Here is a 15,936-nt window from a genome sequence, read left to right on the forward strand (position 1 = left end):
GCATGCGGCGGCGCCTGCCCGGTCGTCCGGTCGGGGACTGTTGGGCAGGCGCTGCCTGTGTTCCGCACGCCTTTGTGCGGGACGTTCTACGGGGTGGCCGTCAGACCATCAGCGAGCGGTCCGTCGGGCGGATCGGGGCCGGCAGTTCGCTGGCGCCGGTCAGGAACCGGTCGACGCCGCGGGCGGCCGAGCGGCCCTCCGCGATCGCCCACACGATGAGCGACTGGCCGCGGCCCGCGTCACCGGCGACGTACACGCCCGGGACGCTGGTCTGGAAGTCGGCGTCGCGGGCGATGTTGCCGCGCTCGTCGAGGTCCAGGCCGAACTGCGCGACGAGGCCGTTGTCCTGGTCGGTGCCGGTGAAGCCCATGGCGAGGGTGACCAGTTGGGCGGGGATCTTGCGCTCCGTGCCCGGCTTCGGGGTCAGGCGGCCGTCGATGAACTCGACCTCGGTGAGGTGCAGCCACTGGACGTTGCCGTCCTCGTCGCCCTCGAAGTGGGTCGTCGAGACGGAGTAGACCCGCTCGCCGCCCTCCTCGTGCGCGGAGGTGACCTTGTACAGCATCGGGAAGGTCGGCCACGGCTGACCCGGGCTGCGCTCCTCGCCCGGCCTCGGCATGATCTCCAACTGCGTGACGGAGGCCGCGCCCTGGCGGTGGGCGGTGCCCACGCAGTCGGCGCCGGTGTCGCCGCCGCCGATGACCACGACGTGCTTGCCCGCGGCCGAGATCGGGGAGGTGACGTAGTCGCCCTCCTGGACCTTGTTCGACAGGGGCAGGTACTCCATCGCCTGGTACACGCCCTTCAACTCCCGCCCGGGGACGGGGAGATCACGGGCGGTGGTGGCGCCGGCGGCGATGACGATCGCGTCGTAGCGCTTCTTCAGGTCGGTCGCCTTGAGGTCGCGGCCGATCTCGATGCCGGTACGGAAGCGGGTGCCCTCCGCGCGCATCTGCTCGATGCGGCGGTTGATGTGCCGCTTCTCCATCTTGAACTCGGGGATGCCGTACCGCAGGAGGCCGCCGACGCGGTCCGCGCGCTCGTAGACGGCGACGGTGTGGCCGGCCCGGGTGAGCTGCTGGGCGGCGGCCAGGCCCGCCGGGCCCGAGCCGATGACCGCGACGGTCTTGCCGGACAGCCGCTCGGGGGCCTGCGGGGCGACGTCACCGGTCTCCCACGCCTTGTCGATGATCGAGACCTCGACGTTCTTGATGGTGACGGCCGGCTGGTTGATGCCCAGCACACACGCCGACTCGCACGGAGCGGGGCACAGCCGGCCCGTGAACTCCGGGAAGTTGTTCGTGGCGTGCAGACGCTCCGACGCGGCCGACCAGTTCTCGCGGTAGGCGAAGTCGTTCCACTCGGGGATCAGGTTCCCCAGCGGACAGCCGTTGTGGCAGAACGGGATGCCGCAGTCCATGCACCGGCCGGCCTGCTTGCCGATGATCGGCAGCAGCGAGCCCGGGACGTAGACCTCGTTCCAGTCCTTCAGACGCACGTCGACGGGACGGGACCGGGCGACCTCACGGCCGTGGTTCAGAAAGCCCTTCGGGTCAGCCATTGGTCGCCGCCTCCATCATCTTCTCGGTGATCTCGGACTCGGAGAGTCCCGCCTGCTCGGCGGCGTCCTTGGCGGCGAGCACTGCCTTGTACGTGCGGGGGATGATCTTGCTGAAGCGCTCCACGGACGCGTCCCAGTCGGCGAGCAGCTTCTCGGCGACCGTCGAGGCGGTCTCCTCGGCGTGCCGGCGCACCACGTCGTGCAGCCACTGCCTGTCGGTGTCGTCCAGCGCCTCGACGGCGTCCAGGTTGCCGACGTTGACGTTGTCGCGGTTCAGGTCGATCACGTAGGCGACACCGCCGGACATGCCGGCCGCGAAGTTACGGCCCGTCTCGCCGAGGACCACCGCGCGGCCGCCGGTCATGTACTCGCAGCCGTGGTCGCCCACGCCCTCCGAGACGACCGTCGCACCCGAGTTGCGGACGCAGAACCGCTCACCGGTCCGCCCGCGCAGGAACAGTTCGCCGCCGGTCGCGCCGTAGGCGATGGTGTTGCCCGCGATGGTGGAGAACTCGGCGAGGTGGTCGGCGCCCCGGTCCGGGCGGACGACGACCCGGCCGCCGGAGAGACCCTTGCCGACGTAGTCGTTGGCGTCGCCCTCCAGGCGCAGCGTGACGCCGCGCGGGAGGAAGGCGCCGAAGGACTGGCCGGCGGAGCCGGTGAAGGTGATGTCGATGGTGTTCTCGGGCAGGCCCGCACCGCCGAACTTCTTCGTCACCTCGTGGCCGAGCATGGTGCCGACCGTGCGGTTGATGTTGCGGATGGAGACCTGGGCGCGCACCGGCTGGGCGTCGGTCGCGGAGTCCGCGGCCAGGGCGTCGGCGGCGAGCTTGATCAGCTCGTTGTCGAGCGCCTTCTCCAGGCCGTGGTCCTGTGCGATGACCTGGTGCAGGGCCGCGCCCTCGGGCAGCTCGGGCACGTAGAAGAGGGGGGCCAGGTTGAGGCCCTGCGCCTTCCAGTGGTCGACGGCGCGCTCGACGTCGAGGACCTCGGCGTGGCCGACGGCCTCCTCGATCGAGCGGAAGCCCAGCTCGGCCAGCAGCTCGCGGACCTCTTCGGCGATGAACCTGAAGAAGTTCACGACGTACTCGGCCTTGCCGGCGAACCGGTCGCGCAGCACCGGGTTCTGGGTGGCGATGCCGACGGGGCAGGTGTCCAGGTGGCAGACGCGCATCATGACGCAGCCGGAGACGACGAGCGGCGCGGTCGCGAAACCGAACTCCTCGGCGCCCAGCAGCGCGGCGATGATCACGTCACGGCCGGTCTTGAGCTGGCCGTCGGTCTGCACGACGATGCGGTCGCGCAGGCCGTTGAGCAGCAGCGTCTGCTGGGTCTCGGCGAGACCGAGCTCCCAGGGGCCGCCCGCGTGCTTCAGCGAGGTGAGCGGCGAGGCGCCCGTACCGCCGTCGTGGCCGGAGATGAGCACGACGTCCGCGTGCGCCTTCGACACACCCGCGGCGACCGTGCCGACGCCGACCTCCGAGACCAGCTTCACGTGGATCCGCGCCTGCGGGTTCGCGTTCTTCAGGTCGTGGATGAGCTGGGCCAGGTCCTCGATGGAGTAGATGTCGTGGTGCGGCGGCGGGGAGATGAGGCCCACGCCCGGGGTGGAGTGCCGGGTCTTGGCGACCCACGGGTACACCTTGTGGCCGGGCAGTTGGCCGCCCTCGCCGGGCTTGGCGCCCTGGGCCATCTTGATCTGGATGTCGTCCGCGTTGACCAGGTACTCGGACGTGACGCCGAAGCGGCCGGAGGCGACCTGCTTGATGGCGCTGCGCCGGGCCGGGTCGTACAGCCGGTCCGCGTCCTCGCCGCCCTCACCGGTGTTGGACTTGCCGCCCAACTGGTTCATGGCGATGGCGAGGGTCTCGTGCGCCTCCAGGGAGATGGAGCCGTACGACATGGCGCCGGTGGAGAAGCGCCTGACGATCTCGGAGACCGGCTCGACCTCGTCGATCGAGATCGGCTCGCGGCCGGACTTGAAGCCGAAGAGCCCGCGCAGCGTCATGAGGCGCTCGGACTGCTCGTTCACCCGGTCCGTGTACTTCTTGAAGATGTCGTAGTCGCCCGCGCGCGTCGAGTGCTGGAGGCGGAAGACCGTCTCCGGGTCGAACAGGTGCGGCTCGCCCTCGCGGCGCCACTGGTACTCGCCGCCTATCTCCAGGGCGCGGTGCGCGGGCGCGATGCCGCTGGCCGGGTACGCCTTGGCGTGGCGGGCGGCGACCTCCTTGGCGATGACGTCGATGCCGACGCCGCCGATCTTGGTGGCGGTGCCGTTGAAGTACTTCTCGACGAAGGCGTCGTCGAGCCCGACGGCCTCGAAGACCTGGGCGCCGCGGTAGGAGGCGACGGTCGAGATGCCCATCTTGGACATGACCTTCAGGACGCCCTTGCCGAGCGCGTAGATCAGGTTGCGGATCGCCTGCTCGGGCTCCAGGCCGCTGATGAAGGTGCCCGCGCGCAGCAGGTCCTCCGCCGACTCCATCGCCAGGTACGGGTTGACGGCGGCGGCGCCGAAGCCGATCAGCAGGGCCACGTGGTGGACCTCGCGGACGTCGCCGGCCTCGACCAGCAGGCCCACCTCGGTGCGCTGCTTGGTGCGGATGAGGTGGTGGTGGACGGCCGCGGTGAGCAGCAGCGACGGGATCGGCGCGTGCTCGGCGTCCGAGTGCCGGTCCGACAGGACGATGAGCCGGGCGCCGTTGTCGATGGCGGCGTCGGCCTCGGCGCAGATCTCCTCGAGGCGGGCGGCGAGGGCCTCGCCGCCGCCGTGCACCCGGTACAGGCCGGAGAGGGTGGCGGCCTTGAAGCCGGGCATGTCGTTGTCGGCGTTGATGTGGATGAGCTTGGCCAGCTCGTCGTTGTCGATGACCGGGAACGGCAGGGTGACCGTCCGGCAGGACGAGGCGCTCGGCTCGAGCAGGTTGCCCTGCGGGCCGAGGGAGGAGCGCAGGGAGGTGACCAGCTCCTCCCGGATCGCGTCCAGCGGCGGGTTGGTGACCTGCGCGAACAGCTGGGTGAAGTAGTCGAAGAGGAGCCGGGGGCGGGCGGAGAGCGCGGCGATGGGCGAGTCGGTGCCCATCGAACCGATCGGCTCGGCGGCGGACTTGGCCATCGGGGCGAGCAGGACGCGCAGCTCTTCCTCGGTGTAGCCGAAGGTCTGCTGGCGGCGGGTGACCGAGGCGTGCGTGTGCACGATGTGCTCGCGCTCGGGCAGGTCGACGAGTTCGATCTCGCCGGCCTCGAGCCACTCGGCGTACGGCTTCTCGGCGGCGAGGGCCGCCTTGATCTCGTCGTCCTCGATGATGCGGTGCTCGGCGGTGTCGACGAGGAACATCTTGCCGGGCTGCAGACGGCCCTTGCGGACGACCTTGGCGGGGTCGATGTCCAGGACGCCGACCTCGGAGCCGAGGACGACGAGGCCGTCGTCGGTGACCCAGTAGCGGCCGGGACGCAGACCGTTGCGGTCGAGGACCGCGCCGACCTGGACGCCGTCGGTGAAGGTGACGCAGGCCGGGCCGTCCCAGGGCTCCATCATCGTGGAGTGGAACTCGTAGAAGGCGCGCCGGGCCGGGTCCATGGAGTCGTGGTTCTCCCACGCCTCCGGGATCATCATCAGCACGGAGTGCGGCAGCGAGCGGCCACCGAGGTGGAGCAGTTCGAGCACCTCGTCGAAGGACGCGGAGTCGGAGGCGTCCGGCGTACAGACCGGGAAGATCCGCTCGATGGACTTCTCGTCCTGCCCGCTGTGCCCATGGTCGGCAGAGCCGAACAGATCCGAGACGAGCTGCGACTCGCGGGCGCGCATCCAGTTGCGGTTGCCCTTGACGGTGTTGATCTCACCGTTGTGCGCGACGAAGCGGTACGGGTGGGCGAGCGGCCACGACGGGAAGGTGTTCGTCGAGAAGCGCGAGTGGACGAGCGACACGGCCGAGGCGAAGCGGCGGTCGGACAGGTCCGGGAAGAAGGGCTCGAGCTGGCCGGTGGTCAGCATGCCCTTGTAGACGATCGTCCGCGCGGACAGCGAGGGGAAGTAGACGCCGGCCTCGCGCTCGGCGCGCTTGCGCAGCACGAACGACTTGCGGTCGAGGTCGATGCCCGTGGCGGGCTCGGCCGCGCCGTCGGCCACGAAGACCTGGCGGAAGGCGGGCATCGTGGAGCGGGCGGTGGCGCCGAGGAGTCCCGGGGCGACCGGGACCTCACGCCAGCCGAGGACGGTGAGGCCCTCGTCGGCGGCGATCGTCTCGATCTGTGAGACGGCGTCCTGCATGCCGTCCTCGGGGAGGAAGGCGATACCGACGGCGTAGCCGCCGGCCTCGGGCAGCTCGAAACCGGCCACCTCACGGAAGAAGGCGTCGGGGACCTGGGTGAGGATGCCCGCGCCGTCGCCGGAGTCCGGCTCGGAGCCGGTGGCGCCACGGTGTTCGAGGTTGCGCAGAACGGTGAGCGCCTGCTCGACCAGCGTATGGCTCGCCTCGCCGGTGAGGTTCGCAACGAAGCCGACGCCACAGGCGTCGTGCTCGTTGCGGGGGTCGTACATACCCTGCGCAGCAGGGCGAGCATCCATGAAAGACCAGTTCTGGCCATTCGCGGAATGCTGGGACGGCTGGCGCGGCGTACGCATCGGCTCTCCCGTCGTCGTCTCAAGTGGCTGGGGATCCCTCCCAGGCTCTTAAGGCTCTGGGGGAGATTGCTTGCGAAGGGACGACGTTGGCCCTCTGCGTGACTGCAAAATTTCGTGCAGGTTACATGATGGAGCGGTTCTCGGGAACCGGATGCTCCGTTCCAACATGCGGACGCCACGGGCTCGCGACAGGGGTGTCCCGCACGTGGCTGAAAGTATGTGGGGACCGGACGGAACGAGATCGGTCAGATCGGTGCCCGTCGGTCCGGAAGGCGGGGCGAGCGGCGTCGTCCGCCCCGCGAGTGCGCCGCAGGCTTCATTGCCCACAGCGCTTACGGCTCATGCCCACTGGTCAAGCATCCGAAACCAGTCGGTAACGGCTACTTATACGGCCCAACGCATAAATAGCATCCGACCTATCCTACGGCCGTTCCGAACAAACCGCCCAGGGCGTACGTCACACCCGCCGCCGCACCCCCGAGCACGAGCTGCCGCAGCCCGCTGAACCACCAGGTCCGCGCGGTCACCCGGGCCACCACCGCGCCGCAGCCGAACAGCCCGGACAGCGCCAGCAGCACGGCCGGCCACAGCGAGGCGGCCCCCAGCAGATACGGCAGGACGGGCAGCAGCGCGCCCAGCGCGAACGCCCCGAAGCTCGACACGGCGGCGACCAGCGGCGAGGGCAGGTCCGACGGATCGATGCCCAGCTCCTCACGGGCGTGTATCTCCAGCGCCTGTTCGGGATCGCGCGAGAGCTGCCGCGCGACCTGCCGGGCCAGCGCGGGCTCGACCCCCCGGGACACGTACAGCGCGGCGAGCTCGGCCTCCTCGTCCTGCGGATGCTTCCGCAGCTCCGCCCGCTCCACGTCCAGCTCGGCCTCGACGAGTTCGCGCTGCGAGGCGACGGAGGTGTACTCACCGGCCGCCATGGAGAAGGCCCCGGCGGCGAGACCGGCCAGGCCGGTGACGACGATGACCTGCGGCCCGACCGCCCCGCCGGCCACGCCGGTCATCAGGGCGAGGTTGGAGACCAGGCCGTCCATCGCCCCGAACACGGCGGGCCGCAGCCAGCCTCCGTTGACATCGCGGTGCGTGTGGTTGTCACGGTGCGCCTCGTGCAGCGCGGCTTCGGTCTCGATGATGGCCATGAGGTCCCCCAGGGGGCTTCGGACAGCTTCAGATAGCTGAGGCAAAGCTAAGTTTGGATTGATTCCACTTTTCGACAGAACCGAAGATACGCCGGTGAATCCCCTCCCGCCAGAAAGGAAAGGCTGGGCTAACCTGCGGTTTTCCCACCATCCGCTCATCCGAAGGCTCCCCCGCACAGATGTCGACCGGGTGACATGAAGGCGTTTCAGGCTGAGGTCAACCGCCGATGGTGGGACACATCCGTAAAGGGTTCCGCGCCCGTGCGGACCCCCCAAGGAGAGGCCGTGCATGGCATCGATCCGTGAACGGGCCCGCGGCGCCCTGCTCGGCCTCGCCGTGGGCGACGCGCTCGGCGCACCCGCCGAGAACATGAAGCCGTCCGAGATCCGCGCCCGCTGGGGCCGCATCACGGGCTATGTCAGCGAGAAACCGGCCGGTACGGACGACACGGAGTACGCGATCTTCTCCGGCCTGCTCCTCGCCCGCCACGGCTCGGCGCTCACCCCGGCCCACGTGGAGGCGGCCTGGCACCAGTGGATCGCCGACCTCGACGAGGGCCCCTTCCGCGGCGCCGGCTTCAGCGAACGCGGCACCCTGGAGAACCTCCGCCGAGGCCTGGCGGCGCCGATCTCGGCCCAGCACCGGCACGCCTGGAGCGACGGTCTGGCGATGCGCGCGGCCCCCTTCGGCGTCTTCGCCGCGGGCCGCCCGGCGGAAGCGGCCCGTCTGGTCGCGATCGACGGCGCGGTCAGCCACGACGGCGAGGGCATCTACGGCGGCCAGGCGGTCGCGGCGGGAGTGGCGGCGGCGATGGCGGGCGCCCCGGCGATCGCGGTGGTGGCCTCGGCCCTGGCGGTGATCCCCGAGGACTCCTGGACGGCGCGTTCCCTGCGCCGGGCGGTGACGGTGGCCCACCGGGGCGAACGGGCGGTTCGCTCCGCCGTCGTCATCGGCGGCTACCCCTGGACCGACCTGGCCCCCGAAGCCGTCGCCCTCGCCTTCGGCGCCTACGCGGCAGCCGACGGCGACTTCCGCGAGGCCGTCCTCACGGCCGTGAACATGGGCCGCGACGCGGACACGACGGCGGCGGTGGCGGGCGCCCTGGCCGGCGCGACCCAGGGCGTCTCGGCGATCCCACCGGAGTGGTCGGCCGCCATCGGCCCGGCCCGCGGCACCTGCCTGCCCTCGATGGCCGGCCACCACGTCCTGGACGTGGCGGAACTACTGGTCCCCGAGGAGGGCGGCAAGTGGGGCGAGGACATGGTCGCGGACGAACTGGTCCCGACCCTGATGCGCCTGGACCGGTTCTCCCCGCCGGACCGAACCACCTTCACCCTGACGGCGACCACCGAGACGAAGGCACGACCATGAGACCACCGGGCCCGTGGGCCGAGGGAACGACCGGAGCGACAACAACGCTCCCGAACCCACCCGCAGCCGCCGACGACGAGGGCACCTCACAGGGCGGCACCTCACAGGGGCGGTCCGCCCCCGACACCGCGACCCGCACGACCGACCGCCCACCCGCAGCCGCCGACGGCGGGAACCCCCCACAGGGGCCACCCGCACCCGACAACGAAAGTCGCACGCGCGGTGCGGGTGGGAACGACGAGGCCGACGGCGAAGCCGAGGCCGTTGACCACGCCCAGCCCCTGCAAGGAACCCGCGTGGAAGGCCTCCTGCTGGGCCTCGCCGCAGGCGACGCCGCCGGCTGGCCCGCCGCCCGCCACCGAGCCGCCCGCATGCCCGAGTGGACCCGCCGCCTCACCCGGGAGCTCGACACCTTCGCCGAACACAACGCGACGACGACCCTCCCCGTCCCGATCGCCCTCAACCAACCCCCCGAACCCCTGCGCCTGGGCCCCTCCGACGACGCCGAGTGGGCGGCCTTCGCCGCGGAGGCGGTCCTGCGCGCGGGCGACGACACCGTCCTCGCCGACCTCAGCCGGGAACGCCGTATGCGCGCCGCGATCGACCTCACCTGGAACGCGATCGCCAGCGAGGTCGCGGCGGCAGCCGACCGCGCCCCCGAGGTCGAGTCCGCCGTCCTCCCCCTCCGCGCCCGCATCTCCGTCCGCGCCGGCCTCGGCAACCTCGCCGCCGGTCTGCGCCCGCCCGCCACCGGCCACGACAACCCCCACTACTTCGACGACGCGGCCTGCGTACGCGCCTGCGTCCTCGCGGTGGCCCACCCCGGCGACCCCCGACTCGCCGCCGACCTCGCCGAGTTCGACGCCCGTTACTCCCAGGACGGCGACGGCGTGCACGGCGCCCGCGCGATGGCAGCGGCCGTCTCGCTGGCCCTGGTCGGCGCCGACCCCGACACCTGCGTGGCGGCGGCGCTCGCCGAACTCCCCGAGCACACGGAGATCGGCCGCAACGCCCGCCACGCGCTCAAGCTGGCCCACGACGCCGACAGCGCCTTCGCGCTGGTCCCCCTCCTGGAACACCAGATCGTCGACCACGTCTACAGCTACGGCATCGCGGCTGCGGAGACGGTCCCGGTGGCCCTGGCTCTGGTAACGGCGTCCGGCGGCCGTATCTCCGAAGCCGTACCGGCGGCCGCCTGCCTCTCGCGCGTCGCGGACTCGGCCCCGGCCCTCGCGGGCGCGCTGACGGGCGCGTTGGGCGGCGGCGCCGCGATCCCCGCCGCGTGGCGCGACAGTTGCCGCACCCTCTCCGGCTGCGTACTCCCCCGTCTCACCGGCACCGACCTGGTGGAACTCGCCGAACTCCTGGAAGCCACACAACCGGCCCCACCAGGAGCATGATTCGGGCTATGACGCCCGAAGCACGAAAAAGCAGCACAGCACAGGAAAGAAACCACCAAACCCTCGAAGAACGCATCACCGGCGCCCTCGTGGGAGCCGCCGTCGGCGACGCCCTCGGCGGCCCCGTCGAGGGCTACTCCCCCGACCGGATCCTCGAACGCCACGGCGGCCGGGTGCACGGCATCGTCGGCCCCTGGAACGGCGACGACTGGCGCACCGCCCGCCCCATCGCCCCGTACCACAAGGGCGACGGCCACATCACCGACGACACCTTGATGACGCACGCGCTGATCAGGGTCTACGCCACGGTCCGCGACCACCTGGACGCCTACGCGATCACCGACCACCTGGTCCCGGACCTGATGACGACCCCCCGCTGGATCCCGGAACTGGAGGCCGAGGCCCTCCCCCTGCACCGGATCTTCCTGGCGGAGAAATGGCTGGTGACGAAACTCCACTACGGCCATGCCGACCCGCGCGAGGCCGGCGTCGGCAACATCGTCAACTGCGGTGCGGCGATGTACATGGCCCCGGTGGGCCTGGTCAACGCGGCCGACCCGGCGGGCGCGTACGCCGAGGCGCTGGACATCGCGGGCGCCCACCAGTCGTCGTACGGCCGGGAGGCGGCGGGCGTCTTCGCGGCGGCGGTGGCGGCGGCCTGCGCACCGGACGCGACCCCGGAATCGGTGGTGGCGACCTGTCTGGCCCTGGCGAAGGACGGCACGCGCGAGGCGATCGAGAGGGTCTGCGAAGAGGCCGCCCGCCACACCGACTTCGAGTCCGCGCTGACCCCGCTGCGGGAGGCGGTGACGCCGTACGACACGGTGGGCCCCGACTACCGTCGGCCCTCCCTGGCCGCCCGCCGCCCCTCACGCCTGCACGCGATCGAGGAACTCCCGGTCGCCCTGGGCATGTTGCTGGTCGCGGGCGGCGACTACCGGCAGGCGGTCCTGGGCTCGGTGAACTACGGCCGCGACTGCGACTCGATCGCGACGATGGCGGGAGCCGTGGCCGGCGCCCTGGGCTCGCCGGTCCCGGACGACTGGTCGAAGCGGGTCGCCGAGGCCAGCCGCCTGGACCTCTGGCAGCCGGCGGCGACACTCGCCGAGGTCACCCGGGAGATCTTCGACCGCGACGTGCGCCGCCGCCGCACCCACGAGCAGGCGTTCTCCGCCCTCGGAGGCCCGAGATGCTCCGACTGACCTGGGTCCAGCCGGAGGACCTCCTCGGCCACGAACTGCGCCAGGCCGCCCAGGACGGCCGGGAACCATGGGCGGTCGCCGCCCGCTGGAAGGCGGCGGGAGGCTGCGAGGCCCCGCCCCGGGCAGGTGCCTCCCCCCAACGGGCCTCCCGCTACCTGCGCCTGCTCGCGGACGACCTCCTGGACGAACTGGCCGACCTGCCCGGCAAGTTGACGGACGACGAGCCGACCGACCTGGAACGGATCAGGTCCCGGTGCCCCCACTGGCCGACCCGCCCGACCGACGCCCACGCCCGCACCACGGCCCACTCACCGACCCCGGGCCCGGCCCCCACCCCGACCAGCCTGGAAGCGGCCTGGCTGGGCCGAGCCGTCGGCTGTCTCCTCGGCAAACCCGTCGAGAAACTCCCCCTGGACGCCATCCGCGCCCTCGCCCGCTCCACCGGAAACTGGCCCCTCACCAGCTACTTCACCGCCCGAGGAGTCCCCGAGGCCCTCCTCGAAGCCCACCCCTGGAACCGCCGCTCGGCCACCACCTCCCTCGCCGAGAACATCGACGGCATGCCCGAGGACGACGACCTCAACTACCCCCTCCTCAACCTCCTCCTGCTCCAGCGCCACGGCAGGAACTTCACCACCACGGACGTGGCCCGGCTCTGGCTGGACGAACTCCCGGCGGGCCGCACCTTCACCGCCGAACGCGTCGCCCTGCGCAACCTCCTCGCCGGCATCGAACCCCCGCACACCGCCCGCCACCGCAACCCCTTCCGCGAATGGATCGGCGCCCTCATCCGCGCCGACGTCCACGGCTGGACCAACCCCGGCGACCCGGCCGCGGCAGCCGAACAGGCCCACCGCGACGCCACCCTCACCCACACCGCCAACGGCGTCTACGCCGCGATGTTCACGGCGGCCACCATCGCCGCGGCCACGACCGGCACCCACGACATCCACGCCTGCCTGCACACCGGCCTGACCGTGATCCCACCCCGCTCCCGGCTGGCGAAAGCGATCACCCACGCGGTCCAACTCGCCGAGGAACAACCCGACTTCGACACGGTCGTGGACGAACTCCACGCCACCCACCAGGCCTATCACTGGGTCCACGCGATCCCCAACACCGCCCTGATCGCCGCCGCCCTCACCCACGCGGACGGCGACTTCACCGGCTCCATCTGCCGTGCCGTGTCCGCAGGCCTGGACACCGACTCCAACGGCGCCACCGCGGGCGGCATCGCCGGCCTCCTCGCCGGCGACCCGGCCGCCCTCCCCGACCGCTGGACTGCCCCCCTCAAGAACCGCCTGGCCACCTCCGTCGCCGACCTGGGCGGCGTCGGCTTCGACACCCTGGCCCACCTGACCTGGTCCCTCACCCACCGGGAGGCTTCCCGCCCATGACCGACATCGTCGTGCTCGGCAGCACGAACATGGACCTCGTCGCCTACGTCGAGAAACCCCCGCAGCGCGGGGAGACCGTGACGGGACGGGAGTTCCGTACGATCCCCGGCGGCAAGGGCGCAGGCCAGGCGATCGCCGCCGCCCACGCGGGCGCCACCGTCTCGCTGATCGGCGCGGTCGGCAACGACGCCTTCGGCGCCCACCTGCGCTCCACCCTCGAACACTCGGGCGTGAACACCGACCACCTGCGCACCGTCGAGTTCCCCTCCGGCACCGCGCACATCGTCGTGGACGACGAGGGCGGCAACGCCATCGTCGTCGTCCCCGGCGCGAACGGCACCGTCGACCACCTCGTCCCCGGCGACGAAGTCCTCATCGGCTCCGCCGACGCGCTCCTGCTCCAGCTCGAAGTCCCCCTGGCGGCGGTCGTCGCGGGCGCCCGGGCGGCCCGCGCCCACGGCGTCCGGACGATCCTCACCCCGGCCCCCGCCCAGCCCCTCCCGCCCGAACTCCTCGGCGTCGTCGACCTGTTGGTCCCCAACGAGCACGAGGCCACCGCCCTGACCGGCCGCACCGACCCGCGCGAGGCGGCCACCGCCCTGCTGGGATGCGTCCCGGAGGTGATCGTCACACTGGGCGCGGCCGGCAGCCTCTACGCGGCCCGCGGCGCCGAACCCGTCACCGTCCCGGCCCCGCACGTCACCGCCGTCGACTCGACCGGCGCGGGCGACACCTTCGTCGGCGCCCTCGCCGTGGCCCTCGGCGAGGGCCGCCCCGTCCCCGAGGCCCTGGCCTGGGCCGCCGCCGCAGCCGCCCTCTCGGTCCAGCGCCCGGGCGCCTCCGCGTCGATGCCGTACCGCTCCGAGATCGACAAGCAGCACGCCTCATGACCGGGACATCGGAGACGACGGAGAAGACCGGCCCCCTGCACGGGCTGCGGGTCCTCGACCTGGCCACCCTCTTCGCCGGTCCGCTCGCCGCGACCATGCTCGGCGACTTCGGCGCGGAGGTCATCAAGGTCGAGCACCCCACCCAGCCCGACCCCTCCCGGGGACACGGCCCGTCCAAGGACGGCGTGGGCCTGTGGTGGAAGCTCCTCGGCCGCAACAAGCGCACCATCACCCTGAACCTCTCCCGGCCCGGCGGGCGCGCCACCCTCCTGCGCCTCGCCGCCACCGCCGACGTGATCATCGAGAACTTCCGCCCCGGCACCCTGGAGAAGTGGGATCTCGGCTGGGAGGACCTGTCGGCGGCCAACCCGCGTCTGGTCCTCGCCCGGGTCACCGCCTTCGGCCAGTTCGGCCCCTACGCTCACCGCCCCGGCTTCGGCACCCTCGCCGAGGCGATGAGCGGTTTCGCCGCGATCACCGGCGAACCGGACGCCTCCCCGACCCTCCCGCCCTTCGGCCTGGCCGACTCCATCGCGGGCCTGGCCACCGCCTACGCCGTCATGACGGCCCTCACCGCCCGCGACCGCACCGGCGAGGGCCAGGTCGTCGACATGGCGATCATCGAGCCCATCCTCACCGTCCTCGGCCCCCAGCCCCTCTGGTACGACCAACTGGGCTACGTCCAGGCCCGCACCGGCAACCGGTCCGCCAACAACGCCCCGCGCAACACCTACCGCACGGCCGACGGAGGCTGGGTCGCCGTCTCGACCTCCGCGCAGTCGGTCGCGGAGCGCGTACTGCGCCTGGTCGGCCGCCCCGACCTGATCGACGAGCCCTGGTTCGCGACGGGCGCCGACCGGGCCGCCCACGCCGACGTCCTCGACGCGGCGGTCGGCACCTGGATCGCCGCCCGCACCCGCACCGACGTCCTGGCCGCCTTCGAGAAGGCGGAGGCGGCGATCGCCCCCGTCCAGGACGTCCGGGACGTGATGACCGACCCCCAGTACCAGGCCCTCGACACGATCACCTCGGTCGACGACCCGGAGCTGGGCCGGATCCGCATGCAGAACGTCCTCTTCCGGCTCTCCGCGACCCCCGGCGCGATCCGCTGGTCCGGCCGCCCGCACGGCGCCGACACGCGGACGGTACTGACGGAACTCGGCCTGACCCCGGCCGAACTGACGTCCCTCCACGAAGAGGGCGCACTGTGACGACAGCCTCGACGAAACCCCCGACAACCCCTCTGACCTGGCTGTACGCCCCCGGCGACCGTCCGCGGACCGTCACCAAGGCCCTCGCCTGCGGCGCCGACGTCGTCATCATCGACCTGGAGGACGCGGTCGCCCCGGACCGCAAGGAGTACGCCCGCACGGCCACCGCCGAACGCCTCTCCGAGCCCCAGCCGGTCCCCGTCCACGTCCGGGTGAACGCCCTGGACAGCCCGTTCGCCGCGGCGGACCTCCGCGGCGTGGCCGCCCTCCCCGGCGTCTCCGGCCTGCGCCTGCCGAAGGTGACGTCCCCGCACCAGATCACCCGGGTCGCCGAGACCGTCCCCCGGACCGACCGTGGAGCCACCCCCCTCCACGCCCTCCTGGAAACAGCCCTCGGCATCGAACACGCCTACGCCATCGCCTGCGCCCACCCCTCCCTGCGCGGCATCGCCCTCGGCGAGGCGGACCTGCGCGCCGACCTGGGCCTGCGCAACGACGCGGGCCTCGACTGGTCCCGCTCCCGTGTCGTCGTCGCCGCCCGGGCCGCGGGCCTGGCACCCCCGCCCCAGTCGGTCCACCCCGACATCCGCGATCTGGAGGGCCTGGCCACCACCTGCGCCCACGGCCGCGTCCTCGGCTTCCTGGGCCGCGCCGCCATCCACCCCCGCCAGCTCCCGATCATCGAACGGGCCTACCTGCCCACGGAACAGGAACTGGAGGCGGCCGAGACGATCGTCAAGGCCGCGGCGCGGGAACAGGGCGCCCAGGCCCTCCCGGACGGCCGCTTCGTCGACGCGGCGGTGGTGGCGACGGCCCAGCGCACCCTGTCCCTGGCACCCCGCAGGGCCTGACTCCCCCACACACGACGAAGGGCGCCCGGCAAACCCGGGCGCCCTTCGTCGTACAACCAGCAGTCAGCTCTTCTTACCCGCCGACCCGGCCTCGTCCTTGACCCCAGCGTTGACCTCGGCCTTGACCCCAGCGTTGACCTCGGCCTTGACCCCAGCGTTGACCTCGTCCTTGACCCCAGCGTTGACCTCGTCCTTGACCCCAGCGTTGACCTCGTCCTTGGCCTCAGCCTTCGCTTCCGCCTTGGCTCCGGCTTCGTCGTCGTCGGCGTCGTCCTTCGCG

At 72.1% G+C, this 15,936-nt stretch carries 10 protein-coding genes; 7 read left to right on the forward strand and 3 right to left on the reverse strand.

Annotation, left to right across the window (positions count from 1 at the left end; all coding sequences use genetic code 11):
- Positions 1-100: 100 nt before the first annotated feature.
- From OG352_RS10790 to OG352_RS10800, 3 genes are all read right to left on the reverse strand, one after another.
- On the reverse strand, positions 101-1,561 hold the full coding sequence (locus OG352_RS10790; RefSeq protein ID WP_329216309.1) for a glutamate synthase subunit beta: 1,461 nt from the start codon (positions 1,559-1,561) through the stop codon (positions 101-103).
- Entirely contained in the window at positions 1,554-6,185 is a 4,632-nt protein-coding gene (gene gltB, locus OG352_RS10795) for a glutamate synthase large subunit (RefSeq protein WP_329216310.1), read from the reverse strand. Before gltB ends, OG352_RS10790 begins: the two co-directional genes overlap by 8 nt.
- A 416-nt stretch (positions 6,186-6,601) precedes the next feature.
- Positions 6,602-7,333, reverse strand: coding sequence for a VIT1/CCC1 transporter family protein (locus OG352_RS10800; RefSeq protein ID WP_329216311.1), 732 nt, complete (start codon positions 7,331-7,333; stop codon positions 6,602-6,604).
- 289 nt (positions 7,334-7,622) lie between these two features.
- On the opposite strand from OG352_RS10800, the gene OG352_RS10805 reads away from it, so the two are divergent.
- Genes OG352_RS10805 through OG352_RS10835 form a run of 7 tightly spaced genes read left to right on the forward strand, consistent with a single transcriptional unit; the run spans position 7,623 to position 15,656 of the window.
- A complete protein-coding gene (locus tag OG352_RS10805) occupies positions 7,623-8,705 on the forward strand; it encodes an ADP-ribosylglycohydrolase family protein (RefSeq protein WP_329216313.1) in 1,083 nt (360 codons plus the stop codon).
- Positions 8,702-10,105 carry an ADP-ribosylglycohydrolase family protein gene (locus OG352_RS10810; protein ID WP_329216315.1) on the forward strand — a complete coding sequence of 468 codons (1,404 nt, stop codon included), beginning with the start codon at positions 8,702-8,704 and terminating at the stop codon, positions 10,103-10,105. The genes OG352_RS10805 and OG352_RS10810 overlap by 4 nt, the downstream gene beginning before the upstream one ends.
- A gap of 8 nt (positions 10,106-10,113) precedes the next feature.
- Positions 10,114-11,307: an ADP-ribosylglycohydrolase family protein gene (locus tag OG352_RS10815; protein ID WP_329216316.1), complete on the forward strand. Its 1,194-nt coding sequence runs from the start codon at positions 10,114-10,116 to the stop codon at positions 11,305-11,307.
- The gene (locus OG352_RS10820; protein ID WP_329216317.1) at positions 11,295-12,704 is read left to right on the forward strand and encodes an ADP-ribosylglycohydrolase family protein; all 1,410 of its coding nucleotides are present in this window, start codon (positions 11,295-11,297) and stop codon (positions 12,702-12,704) included. The genes OG352_RS10815 and OG352_RS10820 overlap by 13 nt, the downstream gene beginning before the upstream one ends.
- Positions 12,701-13,594, forward strand: coding sequence for a ribokinase (rbsK, locus tag OG352_RS10825; RefSeq protein WP_329216318.1), 894 nt, complete (start codon positions 12,701-12,703; stop codon positions 13,592-13,594). Before OG352_RS10820 ends, rbsK begins: the two co-directional genes overlap by 4 nt.
- Entirely contained in the window at positions 13,591-14,805 is a 1,215-nt protein-coding gene (locus OG352_RS10830) for a CaiB/BaiF CoA transferase family protein (protein WP_329216319.1), read from the forward strand. The genes rbsK and OG352_RS10830 overlap by 4 nt, the downstream gene beginning before the upstream one ends.
- A complete protein-coding gene (locus tag OG352_RS10835; RefSeq protein WP_329216320.1) occupies positions 14,802-15,656 on the forward strand; it encodes an HpcH/HpaI aldolase/citrate lyase family protein in 855 nt (284 codons plus the stop codon). The genes OG352_RS10830 and OG352_RS10835 overlap by 4 nt, the downstream gene beginning before the upstream one ends.
- Positions 15,657-15,936 lie beyond the last annotated feature (280 nt).

The sequence above is a fragment of the Streptomyces sp. NBC_01485 genome (genome assembly GCF_036227125.1).
In the GTDB taxonomy this organism is placed as follows: Bacteria; Actinomycetota; Actinomycetes; order Streptomycetales; family Streptomycetaceae; genus Streptomyces.

What these genes read in the sequence shown, in the direction of transcription:
- gltB (WP_329216310.1), bottom strand. Translation starts at nt 6,185, where the DNA reads ATGCGTACGCCGCGCCAGCCGTCCCAGCATTCCGCGAATGGCCAGAAC.
- OG352_RS10810 (WP_329216315.1), top strand. Translation starts at nt 8,702, where the DNA reads ATGAGACCACCGGGCCCGTGGGCCGAGGGAACGACCGGAGCGACAACA.
- OG352_RS10830 (WP_329216319.1), top strand. Translation starts at nt 13,591, where the DNA reads ATGACCGGGACATCGGAGACGACGGAGAAGACCGGCCCCCTGCACGGG.
- OG352_RS10815 (WP_329216316.1), top strand. Translation starts at nt 10,114, where the DNA reads ATGACGCCCGAAGCACGAAAAAGCAGCACAGCACAGGAAAGAAACCAC.
- OG352_RS10805 (WP_329216313.1), top strand. Translation starts at nt 7,623, where the DNA reads ATGGCATCGATCCGTGAACGGGCCCGCGGCGCCCTGCTCGGCCTCGCC.
- OG352_RS10790 (WP_329216309.1), bottom strand. Translation starts at nt 1,561, where the DNA reads ATGGCTGACCCGAAGGGCTTTCTGAACCACGGCCGTGAGGTCGCCCGG.
- rbsK (WP_329216318.1), top strand. Translation starts at nt 12,701, where the DNA reads ATGACCGACATCGTCGTGCTCGGCAGCACGAACATGGACCTCGTCGCC.
- OG352_RS10820 (WP_329216317.1), top strand. Translation starts at nt 11,295, where the DNA reads ATGCTCCGACTGACCTGGGTCCAGCCGGAGGACCTCCTCGGCCACGAA.
- OG352_RS10800 (WP_329216311.1), bottom strand. Translation starts at nt 7,333, where the DNA reads ATGGCCATCATCGAGACCGAAGCCGCGCTGCACGAGGCGCACCGTGAC.